Annotated in this window: 13 protein-coding genes and 1 pseudogene; 10 read left to right on the top strand and 4 right to left on the bottom strand. The window is 70.9% G+C overall.

The window, feature by feature from the left end; all coding sequences use genetic code 11:
- The first annotated feature begins 89 nt into the window (after window positions 1–89).
- From ACPCJR_RS25195 to ACPCJR_RS25165, 7 genes are all read left to right on the top strand, one after another.
- Complete coding sequence (locus ACPCJR_RS25195) at window positions 90–1,262, top strand: zinc-dependent alcohol dehydrogenase (protein ID WP_391516160.1); 1,173 nt, start codon at window positions 90–92, stop codon at window positions 1,260–1,262.
- 35 nt (window positions 1,263–1,297) lie between these two features.
- Complete coding sequence (locus ACPCJR_RS25190) at window positions 1,298–1,912, top strand: cysteine hydrolase family protein (RefSeq protein WP_391516162.1); 615 nt, start codon at window positions 1,298–1,300, stop codon at window positions 1,910–1,912.
- Window positions 1,913–2,031: 119 nt separating this feature from the next.
- Entirely contained in the window at window positions 2,032–3,042 is a 1,011-nt protein-coding gene (locus ACPCJR_RS25185; protein WP_391516163.1) for an SDR family oxidoreductase, read from the top strand.
- Window positions 3,043–3,071: 29 nt separating this feature from the next.
- Entirely contained in the window at window positions 3,072–3,248 is a 177-nt protein-coding gene (locus ACPCJR_RS25180) for a hypothetical protein (RefSeq protein WP_181425603.1), read from the top strand.
- Window positions 3,245–3,466 (top strand): hypothetical protein, encoded by a 222-nt coding sequence (locus ACPCJR_RS25175; protein ID WP_391516165.1) that lies wholly within the window; start codon window positions 3,245–3,247, stop codon window positions 3,464–3,466. The genes ACPCJR_RS25180 and ACPCJR_RS25175 overlap by 4 nt, the downstream gene beginning before the upstream one ends.
- 66 nt (window positions 3,467–3,532) lie before the next feature.
- Entirely contained in the window at window positions 3,533–3,784 is a 252-nt protein-coding gene (locus ACPCJR_RS25170) for a hypothetical protein (protein WP_391516167.1), read from the top strand.
- Window positions 3,785–4,259: 475 nt separating this feature from the next.
- Window positions 4,260–4,640: a hypothetical protein gene (locus ACPCJR_RS25165; RefSeq protein ID WP_391516169.1), complete on the top strand. Its 381-nt coding sequence runs from the start codon at window positions 4,260–4,262 to the stop codon at window positions 4,638–4,640.
- A 78-nt stretch (window positions 4,641–4,718) separates the two neighbouring features.
- Here the strand turns inward: ACPCJR_RS25165 and ACPCJR_RS25160 are convergent, their stop codons facing one another.
- From ACPCJR_RS25160 to ACPCJR_RS25145, 4 genes are all read right to left on the bottom strand, one after another.
- Entirely contained in the window at window positions 4,719–5,081 is a 363-nt protein-coding gene (locus ACPCJR_RS25160; RefSeq protein ID WP_391516170.1) for an STAS/SEC14 domain-containing protein, read from the bottom strand.
- A gap of 70 nt (window positions 5,082–5,151) precedes the next feature.
- Window positions 5,152–7,323: a primosomal protein N' gene (locus ACPCJR_RS25155; protein ID WP_391516172.1), complete on the bottom strand. Its 2,172-nt coding sequence runs from the start codon at window positions 7,321–7,323 to the stop codon at window positions 5,152–5,154.
- Window positions 7,324–7,394: 71 nt separating this feature from the next.
- Window positions 7,395–8,543 carry an MFS transporter gene (locus tag ACPCJR_RS25150; protein ID WP_391516174.1) on the bottom strand — a complete coding sequence of 383 codons (1,149 nt, stop codon included), beginning with the start codon at window positions 8,541–8,543 and terminating at the stop codon, window positions 7,395–7,397.
- An 83-nt stretch (window positions 8,544–8,626) separates the two neighbouring features.
- Window positions 8,627–9,037, bottom strand: a complete 411-nt coding sequence (locus ACPCJR_RS25145) for a tautomerase family protein (protein ID WP_391516176.1) — start codon at window positions 9,035–9,037, stop codon at window positions 8,627–8,629.
- A 118-nt stretch (window positions 9,038–9,155) separates the two neighbouring features.
- Here ACPCJR_RS25145 and ACPCJR_RS25140 point away from each other — a divergent pair.
- From ACPCJR_RS25140 to ACPCJR_RS25130, 3 genes and pseudogenes are all read left to right on the top strand, one after another.
- A pseudogene (locus tag ACPCJR_RS25140) lies at window positions 9,156–10,073 on the top strand (LysR substrate-binding domain-containing protein).
- Entirely contained in the window at window positions 10,070–10,720 is a 651-nt protein-coding gene (locus tag ACPCJR_RS25135) for an esterase/lipase family protein (protein WP_391516177.1), read from the top strand. Before ACPCJR_RS25140 ends, ACPCJR_RS25135 begins: the two are co-directional and overlap by 4 nt.
- Window positions 10,721–10,912: 192 nt before the next feature.
- Window positions 10,913–12,082 (top strand): complex I NDUFA9 subunit family protein, encoded by a 1,170-nt coding sequence (locus ACPCJR_RS25130; protein ID WP_391516178.1) that lies wholly within the window; start codon window positions 10,913–10,915, stop codon window positions 12,080–12,082.
- Window positions 12,083–12,226 lie beyond the last annotated feature (144 nt).

The following is a 12,226-nucleotide window of genomic DNA, read 5'->3' as shown; positions in this document are numbered from 1 at the left end:
GCGAGGCGGGAACTTGGCCGTACGCAGCCGGGGTTGCCCTCCGGCGATGCTGCCATGAGCACCGCCTTCCGAGCTTCCAAGGACGTCTGATGAAAGCACTGTGCTGGCACGGCAAGGGCGACATCCGCTGCGACACGGTGCCCGATCCGCAGATCGAGGATTCGCGCGACGTCATCATCAAGGTGACGTCCTGCGCCATCTGCGGCTCGGATCTCCACCTCATGGACGGTCAGATGCCGACCATGCAGTCGGGCGACGTGCTCGGCCACGAGTTCATGGGCGAGGTGGTCGAGACCGCGCCGGGCTTCACCAAGTTCAAGAAGGGCGACCGCATCGTCGTGCCCTTCAACATCAATTGCGGCGAGTGCCGCCAGTGCCGGCTCGGCAACTGGTCGGTCTGCCAGCGCTCGAACCGCAATGCCGAGATGGCCGCCGCGCAGTTCGGCTACACCACCGCCGGCCTGTTCGGCTATTCGCACATCACCGGCGGATACGCCGGGGGGCAAGCCGAGTACGTGCGCGTGCCGATGGCCGACGTGGCCCCGATGAAGGTGCCCGACGGCATGGAGGACGAGCAGGTCCTGTTCCTCACCGACATCCTGCCGACGGGCTGGCAGGGCGCCGAGCATTGCGAGATCCAGGGCGGCGAGATCATCGCCGTCTGGGGCGCGGGGCCCGTCGGCCTGTTCGCGATCCAGTCGGCCAAGATCATGGGCGCCGAGCGCATCATCGCCATCGACACGGTGCCGGAGCGTCTTGCCCTGGCGACCAAGTACGGCGCGACCGACATCATCGACTTCGCCAAGGAGGACGTGTTCGAGCGCATCAAGGAGATCAGCCGCGGCGAGGGTGCGGATGGGGTGATCGACTGCGTCGGCATGGAGGCCAGCGCCGGCCACGGCTTCTCCAGCGTGATCTCGACGCTCCAAGAGAAGCTGACCTCGACCGAGCGGCCCTATGCCCTGACCGAGGCGATCAAGGCGGTGCGGCCCTGCGGCATCGTCTCGGTGCCCGGCGTCTATGGCGGTCCGATCCCCGTGAACATGGGCTCGATCGTGCAGAAGGGCCTGACCCTGAAGAGCGGCCAGACCCATGTGAAGCGCTACCTCGAACCGCTGACCAAGCTGATCCAAGAGGGCCGGTTCGACACCGCCTCGCTGATCACCCACCGCTCCGCGGATCTCGCGGACGGGCCCGATCTCTACAAGACGTTCCGCGACAAGAAGGATGGCTGCGTGAAGGTGGTCTTTCACCCGAACTGAGAACGGACGCGCGGGAGAGGAGATCGGAGCGGGCCATGGCGGGCAGAGACGGTTTGAAGTTCGGCGGATTGGGCTCAAAGGCCGCTCATCTCTGCGTCGACGCGCAGCGGATGTTTGCCGAGGAGACCGACTGGCACACGCCCTGGCTCGCCCGGATCCTGCCGAATCTGGAGCGGATCACGGCGGCGCACCCGCAGCGGACCGTGTTCACCCGGTTCGTCTGCCCCGCCTCGCCGGACGAAGCCGTGGGCGCGTGGCGGCGCTACTACGAGCACTGGCCCAGCATGACGCTGAAGGCCCTCGGGCACGAGATGGTGGACCTGCTGCCGAGCCTGAGCCGGTTCGTGCCTCCGGCCCGCGTCGTCGACAAGCGCGTCTACTCCCCCTGGATGGAGCCCGAACTGGAGCAGGTCCTGAGGGCGGAGGCGATCGACACCCTCGTCGTCACCGGGGGCGAGACGGATGTCTGCGTGCTGGCCAGCATCCTCGGGGCGGTCGATCGCGGCTACCGCGTGATCGTGGCCTGCGATGCGGTCTGCTCCTCCGCCGACCAGACCTACGACGCGATGATGTTCCTCTATCAGAGCCGCTTCGGTGAACAGATCGAGACGGCCCCGACCGCCGAGATCCTCGACGCCTGGCCGTCCTGAGGCGGCGGAAACTTCGCCGTGAACGGCCGGGTTCCCCCTGTGAGACCCGAGCCGCGCCGGCGGACCGCGCCCCACCGTCCGCCGGTTCCTTCCTGCGCCCGTCATCCGAGGAGAAGAGCATGCCGAGCGCCCGCAAGAAGCCGCTCGACCGGCAGGTCATCGTCATCACCGGAGCCTCGAGCGGGATCGGCCTCGCCACGGCGCGCCTCGCCGCCCGGCGCGGCGCCCGGGTGGTGCTCGCCTCCCGCAACGGGGAAGCCCTGGCTGCGATCTGCCGCGAGATCGAGCGGGACGGGGGCGAGGCGTTCCACGTCGCCACCGACGTCTCGGACCGCTCCCAGGTCGAGACGCTCGCGCGCGCGGCGGTCGAGCGCCACGGCCGCATCGACACCTGGGTCAACGATGCCGGACTCTCGATCATCGGCCGGCTGGAAGAGGTCGAGGATGCCGACCACCGCCGCCTGTTCGATGTCAACTTCTGGGGCGTGGTCTACGGTTCGATCGCCGCGCTTCCGCACCTGAAGGCATCCGGGGGCACCCTGATCAACCTGGGCAGCGTCGCCTCGGACGTCCCCTTCCCGCTGCAGGGCATGTACAGCGCGAGCAAGCACGCCATCAAAGGCTTCACCGATTCCCTGCGGATCGAGCTGAAGGAAGAGGGCGCCCCGGTCGCGGTCACGCTCATCAAGCCGGCGGCGATCGACACGCCCTTCCCGGCGCATGCCCGAAACTACACCGACCGCGAGCCCAAGCTGCCCCCGCCGGTCTACCGTACGGAGGAGGTCGCCGAAGCGATCGTCCATGCGGCCGAACATCCCCGCCGCGACATCTATATCGGCGGCGGCGGGCGCATCATGAGCGCGGCACAGGCCGTGGCGCCCCGCGTCTTCGATCGCGTCGGCACGACCATGACCGGCCAGCAGATGCGCGACGAGCCCGCCCGGCATCCCGCCGGCTCGCTCGACCGCCCCGGCGAGGGCGGCCGCACCGCCGGGGACCATCCGGGCACCGTGATGCGCCGCAGCTTCTACACCCGCAGCGCGCTCCATCCCCTGACGACGGCGGCGGTCGTCGCCGGCGTCGGGCTCGCCGCCGCGGCGAGCCTCATCGGCGGTCATCGCCACCGCTGATCCGATCCCCCGAACCGAGGAGAGATCCCATGTCGACCAAGCCACCGCCGGTGCCGCCGGCCAATCGCTCCGACAAGGGACCCGGCAGTGCCGAGTCCGCGCCCAAGGACACGACCAAGGCCACCCCGAACGATCCCGACAAGACCGGGCAGGCCGGCAATTCGAAGGTCAACACCACGCATCAGGGACATCAGCAGGATCGATGAGCACCTCCAGCAAGACGCCCGCCGCCGACCGCCATCATGGCGGTCCCGGCAGCAGCCACCAGCGGCCCGACCGGCCCGACCCGACCGAGGGCCGGGGTCCGGCGCCGAACGCGGCGACCAACGGCTCCCATTCCAAGGTCTCCGGCGGCGGTGGCGAGCAAGATCGTCACCACCGCCGCGACGAGGCCGGCAGAAGCGACGCGCCGCGCACGCACTGATTCCACGGGCGGTGCCGGCTCGTCCGGCGCCGCCCGCATCATCCCTCGCACCCGGAAGGACGCGACGTGGCGAACCTGGAGACGACCCTCGACATCTTCTCGGCCCTGCTGGCATCGGAGCAGCCGGCCAATGTCGGTGAGGCCGACGAGGCGATCTGGGCCTATCTCGCGCCGTTCCAGGGGCTCGACGCGCAAGTGCAGGCCCTGGGCCGGCTCGACCGCGGCGTGGCCGGGCTCGACGGCTCCTCCGCCTTCATGCCGGTCCTGCTCGACGCCCTCGACCGCCACCGGGCACGGCTCGCCGAACCCTCCGCCTGAACGCGGGGTCGACCTCTCTTTCTCCCTTGAGGCAATCGCTCGTCGAGACGCCGCACGCCGCCGACCAGCCGTCGGCCTTGATGCGAGGCTCCGCAGAAACGCTCGCCCTGCCGGCCGCCGTGATCGATCCGGCCGTCGCGGTGCCGCCCGCTCGTTTCCCGTTGAAGACAATCTCACGCTCGACCAGCGCGTGGCCCCGGCTGCTTCCAGTTAGATAAGCTGTGCCGTTCAGCCTGGCTTAAGGCTGCGCTTGCAACAGTTCCGTGCTGAAAAGTCACATCTCGCGGAACTTCTTCAGGCCCTACGCGTAAATTGTTCCTCGAACAGTCGTGATTTGTCGGAAGCCCTGCCATCGGCGGCCGTCATATTCTCGCCTCTTGTTCGGGTATGGTGCGGACATCTCACAGAACGACGGTACGGAGCGCGGGCGACGGCGCTTCCTCCACCTTGTCCTCGTCGCTGAGCTGGATGACGCATGCCCAAACTCGCCCTCGCCGCCGCTCTGGCCGCCGCGCTCGCCTCGCCGGCCGTGGCGGGAGACTTCGACGGGACGTGGTCGGTTCAACTCGTGACCGAGAGCGGGCTCTGCGACGCGCAGTACAGTCATACCCTGGTGGTTCGGGACGGGCAGGTCCGTCCGATCACGAACGCGGCCTCCGTCGGCACCACTGTCACCGGTCGCGTCGGAACCGACGGCGGCGTGGGTCTCAATGTCGCCACGTCGGCGGCCAGCGGCACGGCCTCGGGCCGGCTCCAGGCCCGCTCGGGCTCCGGCACTTGGCGGGTTTCGGGCGGTCTCTGCACCGGCCATTGGACGGCCCGCCGCAGCACCGTCCGCACGGCCTCCGCCGAATAGGACGTCGCACGCTCCAGGATAGAAAAGGGCGGGCCCGGCGGGACCCGCCCTTTTTCGTCGGCTCAAATCGCGGCGGGATCAGACGCCCGCTTCGAGCCAGGCCCGCGCCTCGGCGATGCGCGCGCGCTCGAACACCTTGATCTGCACCGGCGAGACGAAGCCGAACGTCTCGGCCACCGCCCGCAGCCAGGTCGCGTCGGTGACCAGCGCCACGTGGCTCACGCCCTTCATCATCGAGATCCCGAAGCGGGGGTCCTTGAAAAAGGCCGCCGGCTCCATGCCCTCGAAACTGCGGATGTCCTCCAGGAGCTTGAGCCGGCCGCCCTTGTCGAGGTCGGCCTTCATCGCGGTCATGACCGTGTTCATCTCCTCGTCGGAGATCTTCCCATCGACCACGATCTCGGCGATCGCGGAATCGGGCTTCTTCTCGTAGCTCAGCACAGCTCGACGCTCCTTTGGATGACGCCGGCCGTGGAACACGCCCCGCGCCGGCGGACGGCGGGTGGCGTGACTATAGGAAACTCTGCGGGTCCACGTCGATTGCGACCTTGAGATTCCCCCGCGGCTTCGGCCCCCGCGCCAGCCAGTCGCGCAGGTAGCTCTGCACGTCGATGCCGCGTTCGGTCTTCACCAGGAGCCGGAAGCGCCAGCGCCCGCGCACCAGGGCGAGCGGCGCCTCGGCCGGCCCCAGCACGGAGACGCCGGCCGGCGGCTCGGCGACCCGCGCCAGCGCCTGACCGTGCGCCTCGGCCTTCTCCCGCTCCTCGCCTGAGACGATCAGCGCCGCGAGCCGCCCGAACGGCGGCAGTCCCGCCACCTCGCGGGCCCAGATCTCCTCCTCGTAGAAGCGCTCGGCATCCCCCGAGAGCAGGGCGGCGATGACGGGGTGCTCGGGCTGATAGGTCTGCACCAGAGCACGGCCCGGCCGCTCGCCACGTCCGGCGCGGCCCGTCACCTGCTGGAGCAGCTGGAAGGTGCGCTCGGCCGCCCGGGGATCGCCGGAGGTGAGGCCGATATCGGCGTCGAGCACGCCGACGAGGGTCAGGTGCGGGAAGTTGTGGCCCTTGGCGACGAGCTGCGTGCCGATGACGATGTCGCAATCGCCCGCCGCGACGGTCTCCAACTCTTGCCGCAGGCGCTCGGCCCCGCCGGGAAAGTCGCTCGACAGCACGACGACGCGCTGCTCGGGAAACAGCTCCGTGACCTCCTCGGCGATCCGCTCGACCCCGGGTCCGCAGGGGGTGAGATGGTCGAAGGCGCCGCACTCGGTGCAAGCCTCGGGCTTGCGCTCGGCATAGCCGCATTGGTGGCAGACGAGCGCCCGGCGGAAGCGATGTTCCACCAGCCAAGTCGAGCAGTTGCGGCACTGGTAGCGGTGGCCGCAGGCCCGGCACAGGGTAAGCGGCGCGTAGCCCCGGCGGTTGAGGAACAGCAGTGCCTGCTCGCCCGCGGCCAGCGTGCTCTTGACCGCATTCACCATCGGCGGCGACAGGAAGCGTCCGCGCTCCGGCTTGTCGAGGCGCATGTCGATCGCGGCGATGTCGGGCAGCGGCCGCCCGCCGAAGCGACCGGGCAGGGAGACGTGGCGGTAGCGTCCGCTCTGGGCGTTGACCCGCGATTCGATCGAGGGCGTGGCCGAGGCGAGCACGACTGGGCAGCCCTCGATCTTGCCGCGCACCACCGCCATGTCGCGGGCGTGGTAATGCACCCCGTCCTCCTGCTTGTAGGCGGATTCGTGCTCCTCATCGACCACGATCAGGCCCAGATTCCGGAACGGCAGGAACAGGGCCGAGCGGGCGCCGACCACTACCGAGACCTCGCCCGCGGCGACGCCTGCCCGCAGCCGTTCGCGGCGCTTTCCCCCGATGCCGGAATGCCAAGTCGCCGGCCGCACGCCGAAGCGTCCGGCGAAGCGGTCGAGGAACTGCGCCGTCAGCGCGATCTCCGGCATCAGCACGAGCGCCTGCCGCCCCTGCCGCACGCATTCGGCGACCGCCTCGAAATAGACCTCCGTCTTGCCGGACCCGGTCACGCCTTCGAGCAGCACCGTCTCACCGGTGGGACTGCCGGCGGGGGAGGGGGCGATCAGAGCCTGCACCGCCGCATCCTGCGATTCCGACAGCGGCACCCGCGGATGATCCGGGTCGGGCGGCAGGGCGACGGGCTCGGGCATCAGCGCCACCGTCTCCAGCGCGCCGTCGTCGATCAGCCCATCGACGACGCTGAGCGACACGCCGGCCTCCTTGGCGAGCGCGCTCTTGCCGCGCAGCGCCCCGTCGGCGGCCACCGCCATCACCTTGCCGCGGGCGACCGTGGGCCGGGCCGGGGGCTTGCCCGCGGCGCGCACGCCGACCCGCGGCGCCTCGTTGCGGGCCGTCTCGTCGGGCAGCCGCAGGGCCATGGCGAGCGCCGAGCCCTTCGGCGCCAGGGTGTAGCGGGCGAGCCAATCGACCAGCTTGCGCAGGGCATCCGAGAGCGGGGGCGCCTCGACCTTGCCCGTGACCGGGCGCAGGTTCCCGCCCGAGGCCCGCTCGTCCAGGCCCCAAACCACGCCGATGGTCTCGCGCGGCCCCAGCGGCACCTGCACGATGTCGCCCTCGGCCAGCACGAGACCGGCCGGCACCGCGTAGCTGTAGGCGGTGTCGAGGGCGAGAGGGATCAGGATGTCGGCGACGGCGGGCATGGAATCATCGTGGCTGCCTTGAATGTTCTATATATGTCCCGCGCCGCGAAGGCGAATGCGGGCGGCTCTCCTTATCGGATTCTCGCGAGCGCGCGCGCAACCGGCAACGCCGACAGGCTGACGGCGGCCATGACCCAGAACCCCTTCATGCCGAGGGCGCCATAGAGGGGCCCGGCGATCAGCGTCATCAGCGCGGAGGCGAGCCCGAGGCCGAAGGTGCCGTAGAGTGTCAAAGCCGTGGCGCGGCGCGCTTCCGGTACGGCCTCCACGATCAGGCGCAGGCAGGCGAGGTGCAGAAGCGCGAAGGTGATCCCGTGCAGAAGCTGGATGACGGCCAGTGCCGGCAGCCACGCGGTCTGCGCCTGAACGGCCCAACGCAGGGCGCCCGCCAGGGCGGCGAGTGCCAGCGCCCGGGGCGGCCCCATCCGTGCTACGAGACGCGGTCCGAACCAGAGGAAGACGACGACCTCGGCGGCGACCGCCTCGGCCCAGAGCAATCCGGCCGCCCGCGGCCCAATCCCCGCGCCCTGCCAGACGATGACCGCGAAGGCATCGTGCATGGCGTGCGCGCCGATCACCAGGGCAGCGGCGAGCACGAGGCGCCGGAAGCGGGGATCCGCGACGAGGAGGCGAAATCCGCCCTCGTCCGGCCCCTCCTGCCCGCTCTCGCCGCGCAGAGATCGTGGCCCGGAGGCCGCCGGAAGCTGCAGCGTCACCAGCGCTGCCGCGCCGAACAGGCCGGCGCAAAGCAGAAGCCCGATACCGTGGCCGAACGGTCCGACCAGGAAGCCGGTCAGAACCGTGGTGGCGATGAAGGCGGCCGATCCGGCGCCGCGGATGCGGCCATAGGCGGCTCCGTCGCGGCCTCCGGCCAGCGCCACCGCGTCGGCGAGCGGCGCCAGCGGGGCCGTCGCCACCGCCTGCCCGAGCGCGATCGTCAGCAGAACGGGAAAGCCGGACCCGGCGAGAAAGGCCAGGGTCAGCCCCGCCGCAAGGGCCAGTCCCGCCGCGAGGAAGCCGCGCACGGCTCCGCGCCGGTCGGCGAGCCGTCCGAGGATCGGCCCGGCGGCGAGGCGCACCAGCATCGCCGCGGCGAGCAGGGTTCCGATCTCGCTCGCGTCGAGCCCGCGGGCTTCGAGGAAGGGCGGCAGGAACGGCGAGAGCGCACCGTACCCGCCGTAGAGGGCGGCGTAGAGCAGGAACAAGGAACCCGCCGCCATTCGCCCGTTCCGCCCCCGCCTGTCCGCCGCCCGGCCGTGTCAGGATGCCAGGGACGTGTGCCGGAGGGTATGCCGAGAATCTCTCACGCCGTCGCCGTTCTACCCCCGGCGGCGTCCCGCGCCCGCTGCGCCTGGGTAAGGCCCCCGTAGCCCCAGGCCTCCGCCGCCACCTCGTGCACGACGACGTAGGTCGCCAGCGGCAGCGGCCCGGGCAGCAGGCGCACCAGCAAGGCATGCGCCTCGGCCACGAACCGCGCCTTCTCCTCCGCCGTGTTGGTGCCCTGCGTCACCTTCGCCTTGAGATGGGCCGCCGCCTCGACCGCCGCGCCCGCCACGGCCCAGTGTCCGGGAGCCGAGGGCTCGATCAGGAACGCGGTGAAATCGGCCCGCTTGCCGAGCACCTCCGCCATCAGCGCGGTGATCGATTGCTGAAGCTCCGCGACGAGGCCGGGCGCGAGGGCAGGGCCGGCGACCTTGAGGGTGACGAAGGGCATTGGGGGTTCTCCTCCCGTGTCCGGCGACCGATCCGCCGTTGACGCCGACAGGGTTAGTCGCGCAGCATCGTTGCGAAAATCGCGTAGTTCTGAAGCAACGGTTTTGGAAAACTCAACGATGGCCGCGCTCCCGGTGAATCTCGACATGGACGTGCTGCGCACCTTCGTGACCGGGATCGATCTCGGCAGCTTCGCCAAGGCCGCCGCGCGGCTGGGCCGCTCGCCCTCGGCGATCAGCCTGCAGCTGCGCAAGCTGGAGGATCAGGTCGGCTGCCCGCTGCTGCGCCGGAACGGCCGGGGCCTCGCGCTGACCGAGCCGGGCGAGATGCTGCTGGGCTACGCCCGCCGGATGCTCGATCTCAACGACGCGGCGGTCAGCGCGGTCGCCGCGCCGGCACTCACGGGATGGGTCCGCCTCGGCCTGCCGCAGGACGTTTCCGAAGCCGGGCTCCCGGCGGTGCTCGCGCGCTTCGCCCGGCTGCATCCGGCGGTGCGCGTCGAGGCGCATGTGGAGCGCGACGCGGTCCTGCGCGCCGAGGTCGATGCCGGACGCCTCGATCTCGTGCTGGTCTGGGACGATGCCGGCGAGGCGGGGGAGGGAACCCTGGTCGCGGACCTGCCCATGGTCTGGGTCGGTCCAAAGTCGGATCTCTCGCTCGCCGCGAGCCGGCCGCTGCCCCTCGCCCTGTTCGGAGCGCCCTGCCGCTTCCGCCACGCCGCGAGCGACGCTCTCGATGCGGCCGGCATCCCCTGACGCATCAGCTTCACCAGCCAGGGGCTCGCCGGCCTGTGGGCCGCGGTAGCCGCCGGCCTCGGCCTCACCCTGCGCACGGCCCACGGCCTGCCGGGGACGCTCCGGTCCCTCGATCCGGGCGAGACGGGCCTGCCGCCCCTCCCGGCCCTCTCCCTTCGGCTGCGCCGGAGCGGCCGCGGCGAGCCGGCGGTCGAACGCCTCGCCGCGCTCCTCCATGAGACGTTCCAAGAAGCCTTTCACCAGACCTTTCACGAGACCGTTGCGGGAGCCGGACGACCGTGAGCGCGACCGAGGGGGTCCTTCTCCTGCACGGCATCGCCCGCAGGGCCACTTCGCTGCGGCCGCTGGAGCGAAGGCTGAGCGCGGCCGGATACGCCACCCTCAACCTCGATTATCCCGCCCGGCGCCTGGGGCTCGCCGAGATCGCCTGCGCGCTGGCGCCCGCCGTCTCGGCCTTTGGCGCGGGCGTGGCGCGCCTCCACATCGTCACCCACTCGATGGGCGGCCTCGTCGCCCGCGTGCTCCTCACCGGCCACCGGCCTGAAAATCTCGGGCGGGTGGTGATGCTGGGGCCGCCGAACGAGGGCAGCGAGGTCGCCGACGCGCTGCACCGGCTCGCCCTCTACCGCCGTGTCTTCGGCCCGGCCGGCGCGGAACTCGTCACGGCGCGCGACGAGGCGGGCCGGCGGCTCTTCGGCCCAATCGATTATCCCCTCGGCATCATCGCCGGCAGCCGCAGCCTCTATCCGCTGGCCTCGCTGCTGCTGCCGGGGCTGAATGACGGGCGCGTCACGGTCGCGCGGACACGGCTCGCGGGGATGGCGGATCACATCGTGCTGCCGGTCGCCCATCCGATCATGATGTGGAGCCGCCGCCTCCAGGACGAGACCCTGCACTTCCTGCGCGAGGGCCGCTTCGGCCGTGGCTGACGAGAGGCCCGAGGACGCGTCGGGCCGCTCCGGCGCTTTCTCCACGCAAATTCCTTGGCCCGACCGGCTGCCCTCGACTTCAAACTGGTCTAAGGAGCGTCCTGCCGACGGCTGCGCTCCGTGGCTTGTCGGCCCTGCGGCCCCGTGCCGCCGGTCTCGACGTGTCACCCGAGAAAGGGGCCTCGATCGGCCATGAGCAGCCTCGTCACCGCATCCACGCCTCCGACCCGTCCGGAAACCCAGCTCGTCACGGTGTTCGGCGGCTCGGGCTTTCTCGGGCGCCATGTGGTGCGGGCGCTCGCCAAGCGCGGCTACCGGATCCGCGTCGCCGTGCGCCGGCCCGACCTCGCGCTGTTCCTGCAGCCGCTCGGCAAGGTCGGCCAGATCGTGGCCGTTCAGGCCAATCTCCGCTTCCCCGACTCGATCCGCCGGGCCGTCGAGCATTCCGACATCGTCATCAACCTCGTCGGCATCCTGCAGGAATCGGGCAAACAGCGTTTCTCGAAGCTCCAGACCGAGGGCGCCGGCGAGATCGCCCGCGCCGCCGCGGCGGTGGGCGCGAAGCTGATCCACGTCTCGGCGATCGGCGCCGACGCCAAATCGCCCTCCATCTACGCCCGATCCAAGGCGCTGGGCGAGGCGGAGGTGCTGAAGGCTTGCCCCGACGCGGTGATCTTCCGGCCCTCGCTCGTGTTCGGTCCCGGGGACGGCTTCTTCAACCGCTTCGCCGCGCTGGCCACCTTCCTGCCCGTCTTGCCGCTCGCGGGCGCGCAGAGCCGGTTCCAGCCCGTTTTCGTCGGCGATGTCGCCGAGGCCGTGGCCCGTGCCGTGGATGGGGCGGTGCCGGGCGGCCGCGTCTACGAACTCGGCGGGCCGGAGGTGAATACGCTCGAATACTTCGTGCGCTACATGCTCGAAGTGACCATGCGCCGCCGCGCCGTGCTCGATCTGCCCGAGCCCGCCGCCCGCATCCAGGCGCGGGTGATCGAGTTCGCCGACATGCTCACCCTCGGGCTGCTACCGGCCAATCTCAAGCTCACCCGCGATCAGGTCACCCTGCTGCAGAGCGACAACGTCGTCTCCGAGGCGGCGAAGGCGGAGGGGCGCAGCATCGAGGCGCTCGGGATTCAGCCCACCGCCGTCGAGGCGGTCGTGCCCGGGTACCTCTGGCGCTTCCGCAAGGCGGGTCAGTTCGCGCAGGGACGCGGCACGGAGGCCGAGGCCGGCGTGCCGGACATGCTGGCGCCGGAGAGCGAATCCACCAAGTCGACGCACCGCCCGGCCCGTGCCAGCGGTCCCTCCCTCGGTCCCGACGCGGCCCGCCCGAGCCAGATGGGCGCGCGCTGGGGCACGCGCGGCTGAGCCAAGGGCACTTCGCCCTCGGAATGCCCTTCCGGCGCATTCCGAGGCGCGCTGGCGGCTCCCGGCGCGCTTTTCTCGATTTTCCGATTGACGCCGGGGCGGGGCTGCCGTAAACCCACTTTCACCGACGGGGCGCCGCGGTCC

This window comes from Methylobacterium sp. NPDC097929, from assembly GCF_049543375.1.
In the GTDB taxonomy this organism is placed as follows: domain Bacteria; phylum Pseudomonadota; class Alphaproteobacteria; order Rhizobiales; family Beijerinckiaceae; genus Methylobacterium.
This window is presented reverse-complemented; position numbering and strand designations above follow the sequence as displayed.